The 20292-nt window shown below is 65.1% G+C and carries 23 protein-coding genes; 13 read left to right on the forward strand and 10 right to left on the reverse strand.

Annotated features, from left to right (window positions below; all coding sequences use genetic code 11):
• Positions 1-83: 83 nt before the first annotated feature.
• Genes Q4G22_RS05370 through Q4G22_RS05385 form a run of 4 tightly spaced genes read right to left on the reverse strand, consistent with a single transcriptional unit; the run spans position 84 to position 4488 of the window.
• Positions 84-1748: a hypothetical protein gene (locus Q4G22_RS05370; RefSeq protein WP_303384873.1), complete on the reverse strand. Its 1665-nt coding sequence runs from the start codon at positions 1746-1748 to the stop codon at positions 84-86.
• Complete coding sequence (locus Q4G22_RS05375) at positions 1718-3004, reverse strand: TRAP transporter large permease (RefSeq protein ID WP_303384874.1); 1287 nt, start codon at positions 3002-3004, stop codon at positions 1718-1720. Before Q4G22_RS05375 ends, Q4G22_RS05370 begins: the two co-directional genes overlap by 31 nt.
• 3 nt (positions 3005-3007) lie before the next feature.
• Positions 3008-3520 carry a TRAP transporter small permease gene (locus Q4G22_RS05380; RefSeq protein WP_303384875.1) on the reverse strand — a complete coding sequence of 171 codons (513 nt, stop codon included), beginning with the start codon at positions 3518-3520 and terminating at the stop codon, positions 3008-3010.
• On the reverse strand, positions 3517-4488 hold the full coding sequence (locus tag Q4G22_RS05385; protein WP_303384876.1) for a TRAP transporter substrate-binding protein: 972 nt from the start codon (positions 4486-4488) through the stop codon (positions 3517-3519). The genes Q4G22_RS05380 and Q4G22_RS05385 overlap by 4 nt, the downstream gene beginning before the upstream one ends.
• A gap of 139 nt (positions 4489-4627) precedes the next feature.
• Here Q4G22_RS05385 and Q4G22_RS05390 point away from each other — a divergent pair, with 139 nt between their 5' ends.
• On the forward strand, positions 4628-5107 hold the full coding sequence (locus Q4G22_RS05390) for a hypothetical protein (RefSeq protein WP_303384877.1): 480 nt from the start codon (positions 4628-4630) through the stop codon (positions 5105-5107).
• Positions 5108-5454: 347 nt separating this feature from the next.
• The gene (locus Q4G22_RS05395) at positions 5455-5907 is read left to right on the forward strand and encodes an NUDIX hydrolase (protein WP_303384878.1); all 453 of its coding nucleotides are present in this window, start codon (positions 5455-5457) and stop codon (positions 5905-5907) included.
• Between the two features lie 70 nt (positions 5908-5977).
• Here the strand turns inward: Q4G22_RS05395 and Q4G22_RS05400 are convergent, their stop codons facing one another.
• The 5 genes from Q4G22_RS05400 to Q4G22_RS05420 all read right to left on the reverse strand — a co-directional run bounded on the left by Q4G22_RS05400 (position 5978) and on the right by Q4G22_RS05420 (position 11038).
• Positions 5978-6925, reverse strand: coding sequence for an NADP-dependent oxidoreductase (locus Q4G22_RS05400; protein WP_303384879.1), 948 nt, complete (start codon positions 6923-6925; stop codon positions 5978-5980).
• Positions 6926-6967: 42 nt separating this feature from the next.
• On the reverse strand, positions 6968-8275 hold the full coding sequence (locus tag Q4G22_RS05405; RefSeq protein WP_303384880.1) for an ABC transporter permease: 1308 nt from the start codon (positions 8273-8275) through the stop codon (positions 6968-6970).
• Positions 8268-8948, reverse strand: coding sequence for an ABC transporter ATP-binding protein (locus Q4G22_RS05410; protein WP_303384881.1), 681 nt, complete (start codon positions 8946-8948; stop codon positions 8268-8270). The genes Q4G22_RS05405 and Q4G22_RS05410 overlap by 8 nt, the downstream gene beginning before the upstream one ends.
• A gap of 1 nt (position 8949) precedes the next feature.
• Entirely contained in the window at positions 8950-9384 is a 435-nt protein-coding gene (locus tag Q4G22_RS05415) for a hypothetical protein (protein ID WP_303384882.1), read from the reverse strand.
• A gap of 67 nt (positions 9385-9451) precedes the next feature.
• Positions 9452-11038, reverse strand: a complete 1587-nt coding sequence (locus tag Q4G22_RS05420; RefSeq protein WP_303384883.1) for an alkaline phosphatase — start codon at positions 11036-11038, stop codon at positions 9452-9454.
• Between the two features lie 211 nt (positions 11039-11249).
• On the opposite strand from Q4G22_RS05420, the gene Q4G22_RS05425 reads away from it, so the two are divergent.
• The 10 genes from Q4G22_RS05425 (at position 11250) to Q4G22_RS05470 (ending at position 18069) form a co-directional block, all read left to right on the forward strand.
• Positions 11250-11957, forward strand: a complete 708-nt coding sequence (locus tag Q4G22_RS05425) for a VIT family protein (protein ID WP_303384884.1) — start codon at positions 11250-11252, stop codon at positions 11955-11957.
• 91 nt (positions 11958-12048) lie between these two features.
• Positions 12049-13026, forward strand: a complete 978-nt coding sequence (locus tag Q4G22_RS05430) for a VOC family protein (RefSeq protein WP_303384885.1) — start codon at positions 12049-12051, stop codon at positions 13024-13026.
• 30 nt (positions 13027-13056) lie between these two features.
• Positions 13057-13671 (forward strand): ribonuclease D, encoded by a 615-nt coding sequence (locus Q4G22_RS05435; protein ID WP_303384886.1) that lies wholly within the window; start codon positions 13057-13059, stop codon positions 13669-13671.
• A gap of 69 nt (positions 13672-13740) precedes the next feature.
• A complete protein-coding gene (locus Q4G22_RS05440; RefSeq protein WP_303384887.1) occupies positions 13741-14688 on the forward strand; it encodes an SIS domain-containing protein in 948 nt (315 codons plus the stop codon).
• Positions 14688-15263 (forward strand): hypothetical protein, encoded by a 576-nt coding sequence (locus Q4G22_RS05445; protein ID WP_303384888.1) that lies wholly within the window; start codon positions 14688-14690, stop codon positions 15261-15263. The genes Q4G22_RS05440 and Q4G22_RS05445 overlap by 1 nt, the downstream gene beginning before the upstream one ends.
• 28 nt (positions 15264-15291) lie before the next feature.
• Complete coding sequence (locus Q4G22_RS05450) at positions 15292-15780, forward strand: LptA/OstA family protein (RefSeq protein WP_303384889.1); 489 nt, start codon at positions 15292-15294, stop codon at positions 15778-15780.
• Complete coding sequence (gene lptB / locus Q4G22_RS05455) at positions 15780-16529, forward strand: LPS export ABC transporter ATP-binding protein (protein WP_303384890.1); 750 nt, start codon at positions 15780-15782, stop codon at positions 16527-16529. Before Q4G22_RS05450 ends, lptB begins: the two co-directional genes overlap by 1 nt.
• A 147-nt stretch (positions 16530-16676) precedes the next feature.
• Entirely contained in the window at positions 16677-17252 is a 576-nt protein-coding gene (raiA, locus tag Q4G22_RS05460) for a ribosome-associated translation inhibitor RaiA (protein ID WP_303384891.1), read from the forward strand.
• A gap of 60 nt (positions 17253-17312) precedes the next feature.
• Entirely contained in the window at positions 17313-17777 is a 465-nt protein-coding gene (locus Q4G22_RS05465; protein WP_303384892.1) for a PTS sugar transporter subunit IIA, read from the forward strand.
• Between the two features lie 103 nt (positions 17778-17880).
• A complete protein-coding gene (locus Q4G22_RS05470) occupies positions 17881-18069 on the forward strand; it encodes a hypothetical protein (RefSeq protein WP_303384893.1) in 189 nt (62 codons plus the stop codon).
• Between the two features lie 698 nt (positions 18070-18767).
• Here Q4G22_RS05470 and Q4G22_RS05475 read toward each other — a convergent pair.
• The gene (locus Q4G22_RS05475) at positions 18768-19637 is read right to left on the reverse strand and encodes a branched-chain amino acid aminotransferase (protein WP_303384894.1); all 870 of its coding nucleotides are present in this window, start codon (positions 19635-19637) and stop codon (positions 18768-18770) included.
• Between the two features lie 140 nt (positions 19638-19777).
• Here Q4G22_RS05475 and Q4G22_RS05480 point away from each other — a divergent pair, with 140 nt between their 5' ends.
• Entirely contained in the window at positions 19778-20290 is a 513-nt protein-coding gene (locus Q4G22_RS05480) for a MarR family winged helix-turn-helix transcriptional regulator (RefSeq protein WP_303384895.1), read from the forward strand.
• Positions 20291-20292: the final 2 nt, after the last annotated feature.

The raw sequence follows: 20292 nt of genomic DNA on the forward strand, positions 1-20292 counted from the left end.
CCGCCCGGGGGGGGGCCCCCCGCGGGCAACCGGGGGGGGGGTGCCGGGGGGGGGGCCCCTGGGCCGGGGGGGGGGGGGCGTTGTCAGGGGGCAGCGACCGTGATGCCCTGCGCCAGCCGGTGGAACGATCCGGCATGAACCTGCGCCAGCCCGTTGGCCCGGATCAGGTAATGCGCGCCGGGCGGTGGTGCCGGGTCCAGAAACTCGGTCGTCGCCAGATCGCCGGCATTCAGCGCCTGATAGGGGCCATCCCCCTGCGCCCGCAGGATCAGCGCGCCATCGGCCCCGTCTGGCAAGGTCCAGCGCAGGCGGGTGCCCTGCGGCGTGGTTTCGGCCCGCGCATCGCTGACCGGGGGCAGCGGAAAGGGGCGCAATGTCGGGTCGCCCAGCAGGTTCACCCAGGGCGGGTTCAGCCAGTCGTAATGACCATTCGCCGGATAATCGCGCGTTTCCAGCCCCCCGCGCGAGGCATGGCCGTTGTTCACCGTGCGCAGATGCGCCTGCCCGATGCTTTCGCCCAAGGCCATGCCGTGCAGCTGCCACGCGGGCCTGCCGCCCCAGCCCACGGCCAGCGGGCCGGGCTGTGCCAGCAAGGCTGTCATGGCATTGTTGCGCTGGTCAAAGCGATGTTTGGCGCTGCCGAAATTAAGGGCGAAGGTGGCCTCGGACGGGGGCAGGGCGTGATAGCCGCCGCCACTCCATTGGCCGAAATCGACGCCGATCAGAAAGGGGCCACCGCCCGCTGTGTCGTGATGCCCGCCTGTCGTCACCGCATCCGGGCCGACGATATTGTTCACCGCATTCCGCTCGACCATCAGATGCGGGCTGCCTGCATAGGCGCGGCGCGGATCGCCCGACTGCCCGTGCCGCCAGCGGTGATTGCGGTCGAAATAGGCGCGCAGCAGCGGCAACTCGCCGCCGAAACGGTCGTCCAGCAGGGCAAAGTCGATGCGCCCGATCTGCATGCGGATGCCATCGGCGGGCAGGGTGCCCGGCATCAGTTGCGCTGTGCCATCCGCGCCGGGGGCGGGGGGCCAGAACCCGTCCGGGTCGGCATAGAACAGATCCGTCGGCACGGCGTGGGGGCCGTGGCCATCCGGGTTCACCCGGCCCGTGCGCACAATCGGCAGATGCCCGATCAGGATCACCGTATGCGGCGTGTCGGGGTCTGCCCGGAACTGCGCGGTGATCCAGCGGCGTAACGCCATGGCGCGGCCAAGATTATCGGCCGCGCCATCGGCGGCGCGCGGCGACAGATGCCGCGTGACCCGGTATCCCGCGCCGGTCAGGTCGGATTGGAACAGATCCAGCGCCGCCGCCAGATCATCGGCCAGCGTATCATCGACGATCATCAGCGCCGCGCCCTGATCGGCCTGCGCGGGCACCTGATGTCCGGCTGCCCAGACGGCGGTGGCCGGACGGGCACCCGTGATCCGCACCTGATATTCGCGGGCGATTCCTGTGGGCAGGCTGTCGGTCAACAGGCGCGCGGTGCCGGGTTGGGTGACGGGCTGCCATGTCTGCGGCCCGGTTTGCCCCAGATCGCGGCGGAACACCTGCGCCATGCCGCGCGGCGCAATCGGCCAGTCCAGCCGCAGCGCCGCCCCGTCGGGCGAGACCTGCCCGTTCAGCATCAGCGGATGGCCTTGCGCCTCTGCCGTGCCCGCGCCGATGGCGGCGATCATCGCCATCGCGATGATGCGCCGCGCCTGCACCATCAGCGGTAACCGCTGAGCGCGGGCAGCCATGTGGACAAGGCCGGAACAAAGGTCAGGATCAGCAGCACCAGAATGGCCGCCCCCAGAAACGGCGGCAATTCGCGGATCAGCGCGCCCGGCTTTTGGTTCGTCGCGGCTGAAATCACAAAGATCAGCCCGCCCACGGGGGGGGTCAGCAGGCCAAAGGTCAGGTTCACGATGACCACGATGGCAAAATGGTTCGGCGCGATCCCCAGCGAATAGGCAATGGGCGCAAGGATCGGCACAAGGATCATCACCCCCGGCAGAGGGTCCATGAACATGCCAAAGATCAGCAGCAGCAGGTTCACCGCCAGCAGGAACATGATCGGCGACAGCTCCAGCGCCACGACATATTGCGCCAGCGCCTGCGGCACGCCCTCGATAATCAGCACCCAGGCAAAGGCGCGGGCCGAGGCCAGAATCAGCAGCACCGCCACCGACATGATGGCCGCGCGGCGCAGCGCATCCCACAGCGCGGCCAGCGACAGGCTGCGATAGATCACGGTGCTGATGACCAGCGCATAGAACACCGCCATCACCGATGCTTCGGTGGGCGTGGTGATGCCGCTGCGGATGCCGCCCACGATCAGCACGATCAGCAGCAGCGAGGGCAGGGCATACAGCGTGGTGCGCCCCATCTCGCCCCAGCCGGGGCGTTGGCCGGTGCCGCGATAGTTGCGGCGGCGGCTGATGATGGCGTTCACCACGGCCATGGTGGCGGAAATCAGCAGGCCCGGCAGGATGCCCGCCATGAACAGCGACCCAACCGAGACTCTCTGATCCTGAAGCGCATAGATAATCATCGTGATCGACGGTGGGATGATCGGCCCGACCACCGCGCTGGAAATGGTCAGCGCCCCGGCATAGGCGCGGTCATAGCCGCCGCGCTCCATCATCCGGGTCATGATCGCGCCCGGCCCGGCGGCATCGGCCAGCGCGGAACCGGAAATGCCCGCGAACAGCGTCTGTGACAGCACGTTGGCATGGCCCAGACCGCCGCGCAGATGGCCGACGAATTGCGTCGCAAAGCGCAGCAGCGCCTGCGAAATCGCGCCCGCCGACATGATTTCCGCCGCCAGAATAAAAAACGGCACCGCCAGCAAGGGAAAACTGTCGATCCCGGAAAACATTTCCTTGGGGATCACCAACAGCGGATAGGGGCCAAGGATGCCAAGCGCGACAAAGGCCGACAGCCCCAGCGCAAAGGCCACCGGCACGCCGATGGCGACAAAGATCAGAAAGGCCACGATCATCAGGGTAATCATCGGTCAGACGGCCTCGTTTTCATCGCGGTCCAGCCCGTGGCGCAGATAGCGGCGGGCGATCAGCAGCAGGTGCACGGTCAGCAGCGCAAAGCCCACCGGCATCGCCAGATAGACCCATGACATCGACAGCCGCAGCGCCGCCGACCGCTGAAACTGCGCGCGGGTGGCGTAATCCCAGCCGATCCAGATCATCGCCGCGAAAAAACCCACGAGCAGCAGCAGAACCAGCGCCCGCAGGCCCCGAGCCACCGCATCGGGCAGCGCGGCTTGCAGATTGGACAGGGCCACATGCGCGCCTTCACGCAAGGCCAGTCCGGCGCCCAGAAAGCTCATCCAGATCATCGCATAGCGTGCCACCTCGTCCGCCCATGGCAGCGAGCGGTTGGTGAAATAGCGCAGCCCCACGTTCCAGCCGACGGTGACGCACATCACCACCAGCAGCGCGACGATAACGGCGGCGTTGAGCGTGACAAAGCCACGCTCAAGCCGTTCGGTGATCCGGGTGTGCTCTGTCATTGGGCGGCAAGGATGCTGTCCATCAGGTCCTGTCCGAACTGACCCTGATAGGTGGCATAGGTGTCGGCCAGACGGTCCTGAAACACCTGTTTTTGTTCGGGCGTCAGGGTGTTCACCTCCATCCCGCGCGCTTGCAGGGTCTCGACGCCCTCGACCTCGACCTGATCGACATAGGCGCGCATCGCGGCGGCGGCGGCATCGCCGGCCTTTTCAAAGGCGGCCTTCTGCGTGTCGTCCAGATCGTTCCACAGCCGCTGCGACACCAGAACGATGGCCGAGGAATAGACGTGGCCGTCAAGGGTCAGATATTTCTGCACCTCGCCAAGATTGGCGGATACGATCACCGACAGCGGGTTTTCCTGCCCGTCGATGGCGCCTTGTTCCAGCGCCGGGATCACCTCGGGCCAGGCCATCGGCGTGGGGGCCGCGCCCAGTGCCTCGAACGCGCGGATATGGATCGGGTTTTCCATGGTGCGGATCTTTAGCCCGGCCATGTCTTCGGGCGTGCTGATCGGGTTGCGGTTGTTGGTGATGTGGCGGAATCCCTGTTCGCCCCATGCCAGCCCATGGGTGCCGACATTATCGAATTTTGCCAGCATATCCTGACCGATGGGACCATCCAGCACCTGCCGGGCGTGGTCCAGATCGCGGAACAGGAAGGGGATGTCGAACACGCCGACTTCGGGAACGAAATTCGACAGCGTGCCAGAGGATGCGATCATCGCCTCGACCGTGCCCAGTTGCAGGCCCTCGATCACCTCGCGTTCGCCGCCCAGCCCCGACGAGGGGAAATGCCGCACGGTGAAGGTGTCGCCCAGTTCGGATTTCAGCGTTTCTTCAAAGGCGCGGGCAGCGGCGCCGTAATGGCTGTCTTCGGCCAGCGCATAGCCGATCTTGACCTCGGCGGCGGTGGCGGCGGTGACAGCGAACGCCAGCGCGCTGGCTGTGCAGAAAAAGAACTTTGTCATCATCATCTCCCTTTGTTGTGGGGGATTTGGGCCGGACAGGGACATCGCGTCAAGGCACCTTTTACGGCAGGTGCGTGGCGATGGTCATATGGGTGACATATCTATGCGCTTGGATACGGACGCAAAAAAGAGGTTTCCCATGCGCCGCAGCCTGATCGCCCTGAGCCTTGCCCTGTTTCCCGCCATTGCGCCGGCCGGGGGTGATCATGCCCATCATGTCAGCGAAGCGGACGGGCTGCGCCTCCTGCATGTCTGGACCCCGGCGCGGTCAGCGGGCGAGGAGGCGCTGATCTATCTGGAGCTTGAGAACCTGTCGGGGGCCGATACCGCCCTGACCGGCGGCGCGGCTTTGGCTCAACCGCTGCAAGTCGTTGGTTTTCAATACGGATCATCGGGCGAACGCTGGGTGGTTCTGCCCGCTCTGCCGCTGACTGCGGGGCATAAGGTCGCGCTGGAGCCGCGTGTATTGGCGCTGCGGCTGGATCGTTTGCCGCGGGCTTTGACGGCGGGGGATGCGCTAGAGATCGCGGTCCAGATCGGCGATGTGCATCTGGACGCCCATGCCGAGATCGGCGCACGGAATGCCACGGCGCACAGCCATGCGGGGCATGTGCATTAAGGGCGGCCTTGCCCCCGAAGGCCGGGGGCCAGCCCCCGGACCCTCGGGATATTTGGAAACGAAAGACGATGGCGGCGTTAACCTTTGGGCGCGCGCAACGGGGGCGGGCGTTGCTGTTGCGCTGACGGTGCGGGGCAGGTGTTGCGGCGTCAGCAATTGCTGGGGTTTGGGCTGCACAACCTGTGCACCACCTGTGCACAGGTTGTACACAGGCTGTACACAGGTGGTGGCGCAGAGGTTAACGGGTGGTTGACCGGGCGCGCGGTAAAGGCCGGGGTGTTGCGGGGCGCATATGGGGTGATCGCGCGCCGGTTGCCGTGGGTGACGACGTTCTGTCATCCCTGTTGATGACAGTTTGGCGACCCGCACCGCATATCCGCTTTAAAGCCCTTGGTATCCACTGGCGGCACGACAGGCTTCTTGCGGCTGAAGTTCTGGATGACGGGGGATCTGTGAAAGGCGTGCGCCCTTTGGGCGGGCCGGTGGAATTTGGCGAGACCGCTGAAGCGGCGGTCATCCGCGAATTTCAGGAAGAATTGGGGATCACGGTCGAAATCACCGTAGCGCCCGTTTTCATGGAGAATATCTATTGCCATGAAGGCAGGCTTGGACATGAGGTGCTGGCGATCTTCGATGTCGCTTTTCCGGGGGGCGCTTTTGCGGGCGAAACGCGCATTCAGTTCCAAGAGGATGATGGAACGCGATGTTTTGCCGAATGGTTTGCGCTGGACGCGCTTGATCTGGCTGATGGGCCTCGGCTTTATCCTGACGGGTTGAAAGCGCGTCTGCTGAGGGTGTGATCCTGCCTCGCCCCTGCAAATCCGCCAGCGGGCGGCTTGGTCTGCTTCAGACGATTGCCGTCTTTGTTACCTAAAACAAAATCAGGATGCGCCCTTTTGCCTGTCCGCTCGCATCGAACAGCTGATGCGCGGCGACGGCCTTGGTCGCGGGGAAGGTGGCGGCGACGTTCAGCGGCAGTTGGCCGTTTTCGGCCATGTCGCGCAGGCGGGCGATGGCGGCGTGATCGGTCATGTGGTTGCGCACGTTGACCATCGCCGTGCGGATGCCCCGGCCGGGATCGCCGGGATCGGCGCTGGTGGACACGACGCTGCCGCCGTCGCGCAGCGCCGGGATATGCTGGGCATGCGCGGGGGTGGTGTCGAACAGGCCGGCCACGCCTTCGGGGGCGACGGCCTGCATCGCCTGGGCGAAATCGGCGCTGCGTGGCACGAGGGTATCGGCGCCCAGATCGCGCAGCATCGCCGCATCGGATTCATCGGCCAGCGCGATCACCCGCAGTCCGTCGGCATGGGCCAGCGCCACGACAAAGCGCCCGACCGCCCCGGCAGCGCCCGCCACCAGCAGCGCATCGCCCTTTTGCAGCGCCAGCATATCCAGCCCGGCCCGCGCGGTCATGGCGGGCATCAGGAAAGACGCCGCCTGAGGCGCGCTGATCCCGCGCGGGGCGGCGGCGACCGAGGCGGCGGGCAGCACCACATATTCGCTGTAGCCACCATGCGTGCCGAAGGTATTGACCAGCGCCACCACCTTGGCGCCGAGGGTCAGGCCGCTGCTGGCCTTGGCCCCCGGCCCGAAGGCATCGACAACTCCGGCAATATCCATGCCGGGCACATAAGGTTTGGGCGTGTCGCCATACCATTCGGCCAGCGCGCCCTTGCGCAGCATCAGATCGGCGGGGTGGATCGCGGCGGCTGTGACCTTGATGCGCAGTTCCCCCGCGCCGGGTTCGGGCAGGGGCAGGTCCACCAGATGCAGAACCTCGGGGCCGCCGTATTCGGTTAAACCGACTGCTTTCATTGTCTGATCCTTTTGGGTTTGGGTCAGCTTAAGCGTGCGCCCTTACCCCCGCAAGTCGGTCAGCAGCGGGCGGCGGACGGCCATCCATGCCGGGACCAGCGCCAAAAGCAGGGTCAGGCTGATGAAGGCGGCGACGAGGTGCAGTTCGGGCCAGCCGAGGTTGGCCGTCACCAGCACATCGGTCCGGGTGGTGACGATGGTCGAGATGACCCGCGCCGCGATCCAGCCGAGGGCGAGGCCAAGCGCGGCCCCGGTCAGGATCAGCGCGGCGGAATAAGTCCAGACCACGGCAAAGACAAACCGCAACGGCGCGCCGATGGCGCGCAGCAGGGCGAGGCTGCGGGCGACGAGGCGGACGAGGATCATCAGCCCGATCAGCACCGACAGCGTGACCAGCACCTGCGTCAGCACCGCCATCAGCGACATGGCGCTGCGCACTTCGCCCATCAGGCTGTGCAGTTGCGCCAGCACCGTGCCGGGGAAGAAGGCCATCAGGTCACCGCGCGTGAACCGGGATCGCAGGGAATAATTGCCCCACAGTTCGGTGGCGCGGACCAGCACGGCGGGGGTGCCGGGCATGTATTCGGCGATGAAGGGCGGGCCGATGCGAGTGTCGCCTGCGGCGTGGCCGTTGGGCAGGCCGTGGATTTCCCAGACGCCTTCGACGGGAACAAGGATGGCGCGGTCCCACGGGCTGCCGGTCGGGGCCATCTGGCCGGTGACGTGGTATTCGAACCCTTCATGCCCGTGGTCGTCGGTGTCATGGCCGGTGCCATGAGCGGGGGTAAAGCGGGTGCCGATGGGCGCGGGGGCGAACGCACCGGCGACGGCCTCGTGTGCCGTTTCAAACATGCGGCCAGCGGCGAGGGTGCCGGCAAGGTGGGTGACGAATTCGGCGGTGGTGCCGACGACGGGGGCACCCTGATAACTGTCGCCAAAGGCGATGGGGGCGGCGAGGGCGACGCCTTCGGTATTGGCGATCTCGTCATATTGCGCGCCCGTGACCAGCCCCATGTCCGAGGGTTGCAGATAGACGGCGGCCATCATCACCGTGATCTCGCTGCCCGGTGCGGCGACGATCAGATCGAAGGGCTCGGCGGCGCGGGCCGATCCCTGACGCAGCCCGCGTTCCTGCGCCAGCAGGCCGACGCCAAGCCCGACCGAGGTGGCGATCAGCAGCACGAACAGTGCGTTGACCCAGCTAAAGCGGCGCAGCATGGCGGCGGCGAGCGGCAACGGGCGCAGGCCGCGGATGACCAGCAGGCCCGCCAGCAGACCGGGCAGCAGCAGGGCGAGGGCGGTCAGGATGTCTTGCGCCAGATTCGGCAGGCTGGCCCAGAGGTCAGACATGGGTGTCATCCGTGATGCGGCCATCGGTCAGGGTGATGCGGCGCTGCATCTGGCCCGCCAGCGTGTCGTCATGGGTGACGGTGATCAGCGTGCGTCCGGCGTCGGTTGCCAGCGCCACCAGATCGCGGCCAAGGCGGTCGGCGTTGGTGCGGTCCAGCGCGGCGGTGGGTTCATCGGCGAGGATCACAGGCGGGTCGGCGGCCAAGGCGCGGGCAACGGCGATGCGCTGACGCTCGCCCCCGGAATAGCTGTCCACGGTGCGGGTGGTGGTGTCGGGCAGGCCAAGGCGGGTCAGCCAGTGCGCCGCCGTGTCGTGGACCCGCGCGCGGGCGTCCTTTGGCGAAAAGGCGGCGGCAAGGGCGGCATTGCCGAGGGCGGACAGTTCCTCAAACAAATGGCAGTCCTGAAAAATCAGGCCAAGGGTGTCGCGGCGGAACCGGGCGCGGGCATCCTCGGGCAGGGCGGCGATGTCTTGGCTGGCCCAGCGGACTTGACCTGCGGCGGGGCGCACCAAGCCGCTGAGGACGTGCAGCAGCGTCGATTTGCCCGCGCCGGACGGGCCGCGCAGGGCGACGGTCTGGCCGCCGGGGATGTGCAGGGCGGGGATGTCCAGCAGGGTGCGCCCCTCGGCCGAGGTCACGCTGAGGTCGGTCAGGTGCAGGTCAGGGGTCATGTCAGACGCGGGCGTAGGTGGCATCCACCAGCCGGACTTTGGAATAAAAGCCAAGTTCGGGATCGACGTAATCGCCCAGTTCCAGCGTGCCGGTGCAGGTGATCGGGACGTTGAAGGCGATGACATTGACGACGCGGCGGGCATAGACGGCCAGAATATCGGTCGGCCACGGCATCCCCGGCTCGCAAAAGGGGCAGACGGCCATGGGGCGGTTGGTCAGCACGAAAAATTCGGATTCGGCTTTCAGCGGCGGGGCCATAAAGCCCCAGATCTCGGTGCGCTTGCCCTCTTGCGACAGGGCGAAGTCGGAAAAGCTTTGGTCGCGGTTATATAATTCGCGCAGGCGGGTGGCCGTGTCGGCCAGCGCGGGCCGGCCCAGCAAGGTCAGACCGGCGCCAAGGGCGGGAAGCGAGGTCAAAAGCTGGCGGCGGTGCATGGCGGTTCCTTTCCGTAATGACGCATGGCCCCGGACGTGCCGGGGCCATGCTGAGTTTAGCACAAGATTATTCGGCGGTGACGGCGTGGTGCATGACGTGGAAGATCACGTTCTGCTCGATCACGCCGCCGAACAGATGCGCCCAGGGGCCATTGGCAAAGACGGCAACATCGGTGCCAGCGTGGGTTTCGGACGACATCGGGATCAGCGCCTGTTGCAGATAGTCGATGTCGGTGGCCTGTTCCTCGGTGACGGTCGGGCGGCCTTCGGGGGCGGCAAAGACCGGCGTCGGGGCCTCGGCCTCGGTCGATTCTGCCGGGGCGGGCGCGGTCGCATCACTGGCGATCTGTTCGCCCTCGGGGGATTCGGGCAGCGCCTGTTCGACCAGAACCGAACCGGCGCCGTTCAGGAATCCGGCGACGGTATAGGGCTTGCCGTCAGCAGCAAGGTTTGGCTGGCCGGTATGTTCGACGCCGCTGTCGTTTTCCTGCATGCACAGGCCAAGGATGTTCGAGCCGCGACCGCAATAGCCGTTAAAGGCGATGGCGTGTTCATGGTCGGCGGTGACGATGATTAGGGTCTCTGCCGGATCGGTCATCTCGATTGCCTTGGCGATGGCATCGGCAAAGGCTTTGCCATCGCCCACAGTGCGGTGCAGGTTGCCATCGTGGTTGGCGTGATCGACGCGGCCACCCTCGACGTTCAGGTAAAAGCCGTTTTCGTTGTTCGACAGCGATGTGATCGCGGCCTCGGTCATTTCAGCCAGCGAGGGTTCGCCGGTGCGGTCGAGGTCATACATCATATGGCTGGATTCAAACAGGCCAACGATCGGCGCGTTGGTCGCGTTCAGGTCCAGTTCGGCGAAATCGGTGTCGGCGAACACGACCTGAGCGCCAGCGGCCTGCAATTCCTCGATCATGTTGCGGCCGTCCTGACGCTGGCCATTGCGGCCTTCGGTGTCGGCGACGTTTTCCGGCAGGAAAGCGCGGCGGCCACCACCCAGAACCACGTCCAGAACGCCCGCGTTCAGCTGATCCATCATCTGCGCGGCGATGTCTTTCTGGTCGCAGCCCTCGGGCACCTGCGCGTCGGATTCATAATCGCGATGCACGGTGCGGGCATAGACTGCCGCCGGAGTGGCGTGGGTGATGCGCGCGGTCGAGATGACGCCGACCGATTTGCCCATTTCCGACACGATCTCGGCAAAGGTCTTGGTCCCGGCATCGGCACCGGCGGCGCAATCGCCGACAGAGACGTGATCCATGATGTTGATCATGCCGTTCTTGCCTTTGACGCCCGAGTTCATGGCGCCAGCAGTCGGCGCGGAATCGGCGGTCTGGCCGTTCGAGGTATAGGTTTTCACCAGCGCGACATTGGGAAACCGTTCGTGCGGCTGGACGTAATCATCGCCAAGCCCGCCCTCCAGCTGACCGGAATACAGGCGGATCGCATAGTTGGTGCCGACGCCGTTGCCGTCAGCCGTGAACAGGATCACGTTTTTCGCGGTGCCGGTGATCGGCTGCACCGCCAGACGTTCCTGAATGGTCGCCTGCGCGTTCTTGAACCAATCGGTATCGGCCTGCGGCAAGGTTTCGGCGGCGGCCAGGCCAGCCAGACCAAAGGTCGCGACGGTGGTAAGAAGAAGGGTCTTCATCGACATGCTCCACAACAAGGTCAGCCTGCGTCTAGTCGCCCTGTGTGACATCTCTGCGGCGGAAATGTGACGGGTTTGTGATGGTTGATGGCGCGGGCTTGCTGGGGCTTTCCGGGGGGCTGCGCCGGTTCCAGTTGCAACTGGCGGGGCGCAGGCGTATTGAAGCCGCCTTGCTTGCAACGATTCCCGCCTTAGCCACCGGAGCCAGACCATGCGCCATCTGTCCAGCACCCATCCCGATGATCCGCATTTCATCAGCCGGTCGAACTGGCTGCGCGCGGCGGTTCTGGGGGCGAATGACGGGATCGTGTCGGTCAGTTCGCTGATCGTGGGTGTGGCGGCGGCCACCCCTGATCCGGCGACGGTCGGGCTGGCGGGCGTGGCCGGGCTGACGGCGGGCGCGATGTCGATGGCGGCGGGGGAATATGTCTCGGTCAGTTCGCAGACCGACATCGAGCGGGCGGATATGCGCCGCGAACTCGACGCGCTGAAAAACGACCCCGAGGGCGAGATGGCCGAGCTGGCCGCGATCTGGCGCGACCGGGGCCTGTCGGATGAAACGGCGCAAAAGGTGGCGTGGGAACTGACCCATCACGACGCGCTGGGCGCGCATATGCGCGACGAATTGGGGCTGAGCGAGGCGCTGGCCGCCAACCCCTTGCAGGCGGCGCTGGCATCGGGGCTGACCTTTTCGGCGGCGGCGGCCATGCCGGTTGCGGCCAGCTTTCTGGCGCCTGCGGGGCAGATCATCCCGGCGGTTCTGGTGGTGACGCTGCTGGCGCTGGTGATGCTGGGCGCGATCGGCGCGCGGGCGGGCGGGGCGCCGATGGGCCGCGCGATCCTGCGGGTGGTAGTCTGGGGCAGCTTTGCCATGGCTGTGACGGCGGGCGTGGGGCGGCTGTTCGGGGTCAGCGTCTGATTTCGGGCGCGGATTAACGCTTTGTCAAACCGGGTGGGCTAACCTGCCTTTTGCCTGCTGCGAATCCTGTGCGGCGCGAAAGGGGAAAGCGATGCTGACCGGGTATCATCATGTGACGGCCATCACCGCCGATCCGCGCGCCTGCCATGATTTCATCGCGGGGATTCTGGGCCTGCGGCTGGTCAAGCGCGGCGTGAACGAGGACAGCGGCGGGCTGCATCTGTTCTATGGCGACGGGGCGGGGACGCCGGGGGCCACCTTGTCGTTTTTTCACTGGACCAGTGCGCGGGAACGGCGCGGCACGAATGCCATTGTCCGGGTGGGCTTTCGTATTCCGCCCGGCAGTGTGGATTTCTGGGCCGCGCGTCTGGCGGCGGCGGGATGTGCGGTGACGCGGGGGCAGGTGGGCGCGTGGGATGCGCTGCTGTTCGACTGCCCCGAAGGGCTGCGGCTGGCGCTGATCGCCGATCCGGTTGGCCCGCCCGGCGTGATTTACGACGGTTCCGGGGTGCCTGCGGAACACCAGATCATGGGGCTGGGGGCGGTTGCCCTGTCGGTTCACGATGCGGCGGTCTGCGGCTGGTTTCTGACCGGGCTGCTGGGGATGCGGCAGACCGGCGGGGCGGATGACCCCGGCGGCGGCGGGCGGATGCTGACCTTTGCCATGCCCGGCGCGCCCCCCGGCCCTGCCGGCGAGTTGCATGTTTTCGTGCAGCCCGACCTGCCGCCGGCGCGGCAAGGTCCGGGTGCGGTGCATCATCTGGCCTTTTCTGCTCCGGACTCTGCTGTGGGGCTGGCCTTTCGCCAGCGGCTGATCGACCATGGCGTCCACGTTGCGCCGCAGATCGACCGGCGCTATTTTCAAAGCATCTATTTCCGTGAACCGGGCGGCAATCTGCTGGAAATCGCGACTCATGGTCCCGGCTTCACGGTGGACGAGCCGTTGGCCGGTCTGGGACGCGGGCTGATCCTGCCGCCGCAGCTGGAACATCAGCGCGACAAGCTTGTGCGGGATATGCCGCTGCCGGAACCGCTGGGCACTGGAAATTGCGGGCAATCCGGTTCATAGGGGCGTGATATATCAGCAAGAGACCGCGTGATGAGCATTCATCTTTATCAGGGCGACCTGCCCGACGATCTGGAGCTTGGCCCCAGCGTTGCCATCGACACCGAAACCATGGGCCTTGACCCGCGCCGCGACCGGCTGTGTCTGGTGCAGTTGTCCTCGGGCGATGGGCAGGCGCATCTGGTGCAGATCGCCCGCGGCCAGCACGAGGCGCCGAACCTGACCCGGATGCTGGTCAATCCTCAGGTGCTGAAGCTGTTCCACTTTGGCCGCTTTGACATCGCGGCGCTGGAAAATGCCTTTGGCGTGGTGACGGCTCCGGTCTGGTGCACCAAGATCGCGTCCAAGCTGGTGCGCACCTATACCGACCGGCACGGGCTGAAATATCTGCTGAGCGAACTGGTCGATGTGGATATTTCCAAGCAGCAGCAGACCAGCGACTGGGGGGCCGAGGATCTGTCGGATGCACAGCTGGAATACGCGGCATCCGATGTGCTGCACCTGCACAAGCTGAAGGATGTGCTGGAAGAGCGTCTGAAACGCGAAGGCCGGATGGGGCTGGCGCAGGCCTGTTTCGATTTCCTGCCCGCCCGCGCGCATCTGGATTTGCTGGGCTGGGGGGATGAAAAGGACATCTTCAGTCATTAATTTAGCTGTCGGTCCGGGGGCCAGCCCCCGGACCCCCGGGATATTTTCAAACGAAAGACAGGCGCAGGGTTGAGCGGATATATCGAAACAGCGCGGCGGGTGATCGCGGTCGAGGCCGAGGGGCTGGCGCAACTGGCTGCCGGGCTGGATGGCGCGTTTGATCGTGCGGTTGATACGATCCTGGCGGCTGGCGGTCGGGTGATCGTGTCGGGCATGGGCAAATCCGGCCATGTCGGGCGCAAGATCGCCGCTACGCTGGCCAGCACCGGCACGCCCGCGCAATTCGTTCACCCGGCCGAGGCCAGCCACGGCGATCTGGGCATGGTCACGCGGGCCGATGTCGTGCTGATGTTGTCCAACAGCGGCGAGACGCCGGAACTGGCGGATATGATCGCCCACACCCGGCGGTTTTCGATCCCGCTGATCGGTGTGGCCTCGCGTCCTGAATCGACGCTGTTGCGGCAGGCGGATGTGGCGCTGGTTCTGCCGCAGGCGGCCGAGGCCTGTGGCACCGGAATCGTGCCCACGACATCGACCACCATGACGCTGGCGCTGGGCGATGCGTTGGCCGTTGCGCTGATGGAGCACCGGCAGTTCACCCCCGAACATTTCCGCACCTTCCATCCCGGCGGCAAGCTGGGCGCGCGGCTGGCCAAGGTGGGGGATCTGATGCACCGCGATATGCCGCTGGTGCCTGACGACGCGCCGATGGCCGATGCGTTGCTGACGATCAGCCGCATGGGCTTTGGCGTGACGGGTGTGGTGGACGGGCAGGGGCGGCTGACCGGCATCATCACCGACGGCGACCTGCGTCGCCACATGGACGGGCTTTTGGATCGTCGTGCAGGGCAGGTGATGACCGCGAACCCGCGCAGCATTTCCCCCACCGCGCTGGCCGAGGCGGCGCTGGCTGAAATGCAGGCGCGCAAGATCACCTGCCTGTTCGCGCTGGATGACGATGGGCGGCCCGCCGGCATCCTGCATATTCACGACTGTCTGCGCGCCGGGATGGTGTGATGAACCGCACGCGAATCGTTCGTTGGCTGCGCGTGCTGTTGCCGTTGCTGGCGCTGGCGATTCTGTCAACGCTGTTCCTGCTGGGCCGCAAACCGGGGGTCGAGCCGAACATCCCTTATGCGCAGGTCGATGCCGAAGAGATGGCCCGCGATCCGCGCATCACCGCGCCGCGCTATGCCGGGGTGACGCCGGATGGCGCGCAGGTTTCGCTGAGCGCGGCCGAGGCATCGACGGACCCTGCGGATGGCAAGGTCCGCACCTTGCGGATGGATTGGCGCGCACCCGGTGATGACGGGCTGATCGCCAATCTGGCGGCCCCTTTGGCCGAAACCAGCCCGGATTCCGTGCATCTGTCGGGGGGGGTGCAGATGCACACCTCGTCGGGCTGGCGGCTGACCGCGCCGGAAATCACCGCGCTGATGACCGACGACCGGATCAGCGCCACGACAGGCGTGACCGCCACCGCCCCGTTCGGAGAGATCGAGGCCGGGGCGATGGATCTGGTTCCCGATGAAACCGGCGCGGGTCACGTCTTGAACTTCACAGACGGTGTGCGTCTGTTATACCGGCCCTGACCCCTTTCCTGCGCGCCCCGAGGTTGCCATGTTCCGTGCCACATTCCTTGCCCTGACCCTGACGGCCCTGCCTGCGCTGGCGCAGACCGTGGCCTTTGGCGGGATGCGCGCCGATACCTCTGCCCCGGTCGAGGTGTCGGCAGATTCGCTGAGCGTGAACCAGACCGATGGCACGGCGCTGTTTCAGGGAAATGTGGTGATCGGGCAGGGGGCCATGCGGCTGTCGGCGCAGACGGTGCGGGTGGAATATGCCGACAGTGCGGGCAGCGGGCCGCAGCGGCGGATCCGGGCGCTGGATGCTTCGGGCGGGGTGGTTCTGGTCAGCGGGCCGGATGCCGCCGAGGCGCAATCCGCCCGATACGAGGTGGACAGCGGCATGGTCACGCTGACCGGCGATGTGCTGTTGACGCAGGGCAGCAATGTCATGAGCGGGGATCGTGTTGTGGTCAATCTGGCCGATGGCACGGCGCAGGCACAGGGGCGTGTCCGGTCTGTGCTGCAACCGGGTGGCAACTGATGCCGGGCAGGGCTGACCCCGGCGGACAGGGGCTGCATGTCCGGTCCTTGCGCAAATCCTATCGCAAGCGTCCGGTGATCCGGGATGTGTCGATGGATCTGGCCCGTGGCGAGGTGGTGGCCTTGCTGGGACCGAACGGATCGGGCAAGACCACCTGCTTTTATTGCATTGCCGGGCTGGTGGCCGCCGATTCCGGGCAGGTGCTGATCGACGGGCGCGATGCCACCGTGTTGCCGATGTTTCGCCGGGCGCGGCTGGGGATCGGCTATCTGCCGCAGGAAATGTCGATCTTTCGCGGGCTGACGGTCGAACAGAATATCATGGCCGTGCTGGAGCTGTCGCAGCATGACAGCCACCGCCGCCGCGACCGGCTGGAAGAATTGCTGGGTGATTTTTCCATCGCGCATCTGCGGCAGGCCCCGGCGATGGCGCTGTCGGGGGGCGAAAGGCGGCGGGTGGAAATCGCCCGTTGTCTGGCCTCGGACCCGTCCTATCTGCTGCTGGACGAACCCTTTGCCGGGGTTGATCCGATTGCGGTGAATGAAATCCGCGGGCTGGTGCATGATCTGAAATCGCGTGGCATCGGGGTGTTGATTACCGACCATAACGTGCGCGAAACGCTGGGGATCGTGGATCGCGCCTATATCCTGCACGATGGTCATGTGCTGATGTCGGGCACGACTGATGAAATTGTCGCCGATCCCCGCGTGCGCCAGGTCTATCTGGGCGAAGGTTTCCGCATGGTGTGATCGCGCGATGCCGCGATGCGGCATCGCGCTGCGATTGACAGTGCAACGATTCCGGCAGCAAACTGTTGGTATGGGGGCAATTTCCGCCCTCGCGCATCCGTTGCGCAGCCATTGGCGGTGCGGCGGGACAACAAGAAAGGACCAGCGATGCGCTATACCATCAGCGGAAAACATCTGGATGTCGGCGATGCGCTGACATCGCATGTGAAAACGGAACTGGGTGAGACGATCGACAAATATTCGCAGCGGCCGACCGATGCGGCCATCACCTTTTCCCGCGATGCGCATCAATATACCTGCGATGCCGTGGTGCATCTGTCCACCGGCCTGACCGTTCAGGCCAAGGGCTCTGCGTCCGAGGTTTATGCCGCCTTCGAGGCGTGCCGCGAAAAGATGGACAAGCAGTTGCGCCGTTACAAGCGCCGTCTGAAGGATCACCACAAGGAACGGCAGTCGCCGGTTGAGTTCGGTCAGGCAGGCATGTATGTGCTGGCCGCTGATGAGGATGAATGGGAATCGCGCGACGCGGGATTGGAACCGATCATCATCGCCGAGATGGAAACCCGCGTGCCCACCCTGTCGGTCGGCGATGCGGTGATGCAGATGGAGCTGGCCGGTGCGCCGTTGCTGGTGTTCCGCAATGAAAAGCACGGTGGCGTCAATGTCGTTCACCGGCGCGAGGATGGAAACGTGGGGTGGATCGACCCCCGCACGATGTCGTGATGTCTGGTGCCGGGCGGCGGTTCGTGCTGCCGCCCGGACGATTTGAAAGATCAGGGAAACATGCAGATCAGCGAAATCCTGAAACCCGAGGCGGTGCGGTCGTTCAATCAGATCGTCTCGAAAAAGCGGCTGTTTCAGGAACTGGCCGATCTTGCGGCCAGCGTATACGGCCTGAACAGCGCCGAGGTTCTGGATGCCTTGCAGGAACGCGAAAGCCTGGGTGCGACCGGCGTGGGCCATGGCGTGGCCGTGCCGCACGCCCGGCTGCACGCGTTGAACAAGGTGGTGGGCCTGTTCATTCGGTTGGACAGGCCGATGGATTTTGACGCCGTGGACCGCCAGCCGGTCGATCTGGTCTTTGCCCTGCTGGCACCGCAAAGCACCGGGGTCGATCATCTCAAGGCGCTGGCGCTGGTGTCGCGGACCCTGCGCGACCCCGATCTGCGCGGCAAGTTGCGGGCCAACGACAGCCCGGTGGCGCTGCACGCCGTTCTGGCGGCAGCGCATGGCATCAAGGCGGCGTGACGCGCCACTTTTGCGCATAATTTATGCAATTTGCGGAAAACCGCAGGTGGGGCTTTGGCCTGCGGGCGATTCGGCCTATCCTTTTGTCAGAGGAGGACCAGTCATGACCCGTCACATCAGCGACCAACAGCGCGCCAGCAGCACCGCCCGTCTGCGGGCTTTCACGCAGCACGAGCGTCAGTCAGGGATGCACCCGGCCATCCAGGCGCTGCGCAGCCGCCCGCAGACCCGTGCAGAGGATGGGCGGAAAACGGCGGAATATCTGCGCATCGCCCGTGGCCGGATGGTATGAATAGGCAAGGGCATCGGCCGTGCTGATACGGTCGATGCGAGGATAAACTGGGCCGGCCCTGCGATTGTTAACAGGATGCAGTGACATGTCGGGGTGATAACGCAGGGCGCGGCGGGCTATTCCCGCACGGCCTGAATTTTTTGCGCAGTATGAAAACCTGACGCACCGGCCCCCTTTGCGACACATAATGTAAATGTCTTTCAGGTGGCACCAAGGGGCCAATTTTTCCTTTAAGGGACTGCGCTTGACGCCGAAGGGATGACGCATGTCTTGAAAACATCTTTGGGGAATGCTGTCGGCGGTGCCTGCCGGACGGGTGTCAGGGGATCGACCTCTGCCGCAAACCGCAATGCAGCCTTTTCTGCGGGCACCTGATCCGATCAACCTGCCGTCGAAGCCTTGCCTTCACGCCAGTATGCCACGCGGGCGGGTTACAGGCTGAGGGAATGAAAGCTGTTCCAGCGTCAGTTCTGGAAAACAATCGGGCCATTGTTGCCCAATCTCGCCGTATAAGAAGCCGATACAGGTCTGAGCCTGCGCAAGATGCCTGCGAGACCCCCGACCCGCAGCGGCCAGCCCCCAAAATGACCGGAAGGCCCTTGCGGGCTGTTCATATCAGAGAGCAGGTGCAACCGCCTGATGCAGTGGCGGTTGCGTTATTTACGGTAAAGGGCCAGGGCGTGCCGGGGCTGTCCTGGTCAGCTGCGGACCAGTTTTTCGTAATCTTCGGCGATTTCGCGGGTCATTTGGCCGACCTGGAAATGCCAGTCGCCGATCTGTGCGACCGGCGTCACCTCGGCGGCGGTTCCGGTCAGCCAGCATTCGCTGAAACCCGACAGTTCCTCGGGTTTGATGCGGCGCTCATGCACGGTGATGCCCTTGTCGCGCAACATCTGGATGACGGTCTGGCGGGTGATGCCGTTCAGAAAACGGTCAGCCTGCGGGGTATGCACCTCGCCATCCTTGACGAAAAAGATGTTGGCGCCGGTCGCCTCGGCCACAAAGCCTTCCCAATCCATGAACAGCGCGTCGGAACAGCCTTTTTCCTCGGCCACGTGTTTCGACATGGTGCAGATCATGTAAAGACCGGCAGCCTTGGCCGCGGTCGGGATGGTTTCGGGCGAGGGGCGTTTCCATTTGGCCACGTCCAGTTTCGCGCCCTGCCATTTGGCATCGCCGTAATAGCTGCCCCATTCCCAGGCGGCGATGGCCAGATGCACCGGGTTGCGCCGTGCCGATACGCCCATATCCTGCCCCGAACCGCGCCACATCACCGCCCGCACATAGGCGTCGGTAAAGCCGTTGGCGGCCAGCACCTGATCCTTGGCGGCGTCGATTTCTTCGGCACTATAGGGCGAGGACATGTCCAGCAGCCGCGCCGATTCGATCAGCCGCAGCGAATGTTCGTGGCTTTTGAATATCTTGCCGGAATAGCAACGCTCGCCCTCGAACACGGAGCTGGCATAGTGCAGTGCGTGGGACAGGATGTGAACGTTGGCCGCGCGCCAGTCCACCAGTTTGCCATCCATCCAGATCTTGCCGTCGCGATCATCATATGCAGCCGTCATCGCCATCCCCACCCCTGAATTTTTCAAATCTTGCGCGGATAGCCCCCATTCAGGAAAAATCTTTCGCAAGATGGGTTGACGGCTATCCAACAAATTTTTGAAAGTCAACATCGCTGCCATATCAGGGGGAACCACGGCCGATGCAGGACACAGCGCGGATTGCGGGGCTGGGCGGGGAAACGCTGCTTTTCCTGACGGATGACCAGTTGCGCCGGGGGATCGAGGCGATGTTCTTTGCCTATCGCGCGTTCACCGCCGACCCCGACATGATTTTGGGCGATATGGGCTATGGCCGGGCGCATCACCGGGCGCTGCATTTCATCGGTCGTGATGAAGGGCTGACGGTGACGGCGCTGCTGGATGTTCTGGGCGTGACGAAACAATCGCTGAACCGCGTCCTGCGCACGCTGATCGAGGATGGCCTGGTGGACAGCCGCGTGGGCCGCCGTGACCGGCGTGAACGGCTGCTGCATCTGACGGAAAAAGGCGCGGCGCTGGAACGCCGTCTGTCCGAGGCGCAGCGGGGCCGGATGCGCGCCGCCTATCGCGCCGCCGGGCCGCAGGCGGTGGCCGGGTTCCGGCAGGTGCTTGAGGCAATGATGGACCCCAAGACGCGGGCGCAGTATCAGTTGATGAAGGACATGACGGACTGAAC

This window comes from Paracoccus sp. (in: a-proteobacteria) (assembly GCF_030538655.1).
Classification (GTDB): domain Bacteria; phylum Pseudomonadota; class Alphaproteobacteria; order Rhodobacterales; family Rhodobacteraceae; genus Paracoccus.

Excerpts from the sequence above, each read along its gene's own strand:
- Q4G22_RS05370 (WP_303384873.1), bottom strand. The coding sequence starts at position 1,748 with ATGGCTGCCCGCGCTCAGCGGTTACCGCTGATGGTGCAGGCGCGGCGC.
- Q4G22_RS05375 (WP_303384874.1), bottom strand. The coding sequence starts at position 3,004 with ATGATTACCCTGATGATCGTGGCCTTTCTGATCTTTGTCGCCATCGGC.
- Q4G22_RS05380 (WP_303384875.1), bottom strand. The coding sequence starts at position 3,520 with ATGACAGAGCACACCCGGATCACCGAACGGCTTGAGCGTGGCTTTGTC.
- Q4G22_RS05385 (WP_303384876.1), bottom strand. The coding sequence starts at position 4,488 with ATGACAAAGTTCTTTTTCTGCACAGCCAGCGCGCTGGCGTTCGCTGTC.
- Q4G22_RS05390 (WP_303384877.1), top strand. The coding sequence starts at position 4,628 with ATGCGCCGCAGCCTGATCGCCCTGAGCCTTGCCCTGTTTCCCGCCATT.
- Q4G22_RS05395 (WP_303384878.1), top strand. The coding sequence starts at position 5,455 with ATGACAGTTTGGCGACCCGCACCGCATATCCGCTTTAAAGCCCTTGGT.
- Q4G22_RS05400 (WP_303384879.1), bottom strand. The coding sequence starts at position 6,925 with ATGAAAGCAGTCGGTTTAACCGAATACGGCGGCCCCGAGGTTCTGCAT.
- Q4G22_RS05405 (WP_303384880.1), bottom strand. The coding sequence starts at position 8,275 with ATGTCTGACCTCTGGGCCAGCCTGCCGAATCTGGCGCAAGACATCCTG.
- Q4G22_RS05410 (WP_303384881.1), bottom strand. The coding sequence starts at position 8,948 with ATGACCCCTGACCTGCACCTGACCGACCTCAGCGTGACCTCGGCCGAG.
- Q4G22_RS05415 (WP_303384882.1), bottom strand. The coding sequence starts at position 9,384 with ATGCACCGCCGCCAGCTTTTGACCTCGCTTCCCGCCCTTGGCGCCGGT.
- Q4G22_RS05420 (WP_303384883.1), bottom strand. The coding sequence starts at position 11,038 with ATGAAGACCCTTCTTCTTACCACCGTCGCGACCTTTGGTCTGGCTGGC.
- Q4G22_RS05425 (WP_303384884.1), top strand. The coding sequence starts at position 11,250 with ATGCGCCATCTGTCCAGCACCCATCCCGATGATCCGCATTTCATCAGC.
- Q4G22_RS05430 (WP_303384885.1), top strand. The coding sequence starts at position 12,049 with ATGCTGACCGGGTATCATCATGTGACGGCCATCACCGCCGATCCGCGC.
- Q4G22_RS05435 (WP_303384886.1), top strand. The coding sequence starts at position 13,057 with ATGAGCATTCATCTTTATCAGGGCGACCTGCCCGACGATCTGGAGCTT.
- Q4G22_RS05445 (WP_303384888.1), top strand. The coding sequence starts at position 14,688 with ATGAACCGCACGCGAATCGTTCGTTGGCTGCGCGTGCTGTTGCCGTTG.
- Q4G22_RS05450 (WP_303384889.1), top strand. The coding sequence starts at position 15,292 with ATGTTCCGTGCCACATTCCTTGCCCTGACCCTGACGGCCCTGCCTGCG.
- lptB (WP_303384890.1), top strand. The coding sequence starts at position 15,780 with ATGCCGGGCAGGGCTGACCCCGGCGGACAGGGGCTGCATGTCCGGTCC.
- raiA (WP_303384891.1), top strand. The coding sequence starts at position 16,677 with ATGCGCTATACCATCAGCGGAAAACATCTGGATGTCGGCGATGCGCTG.
- Q4G22_RS05465 (WP_303384892.1), top strand. The coding sequence starts at position 17,313 with ATGCAGATCAGCGAAATCCTGAAACCCGAGGCGGTGCGGTCGTTCAAT.
- Q4G22_RS05470 (WP_303384893.1), top strand. The coding sequence starts at position 17,881 with ATGACCCGTCACATCAGCGACCAACAGCGCGCCAGCAGCACCGCCCGT.
- Q4G22_RS05475 (WP_303384894.1), bottom strand. The coding sequence starts at position 19,637 with ATGACGGCTGCATATGATGATCGCGACGGCAAGATCTGGATGGATGGC.
- Q4G22_RS05480 (WP_303384895.1), top strand. The coding sequence starts at position 19,778 with ATGCAGGACACAGCGCGGATTGCGGGGCTGGGCGGGGAAACGCTGCTT.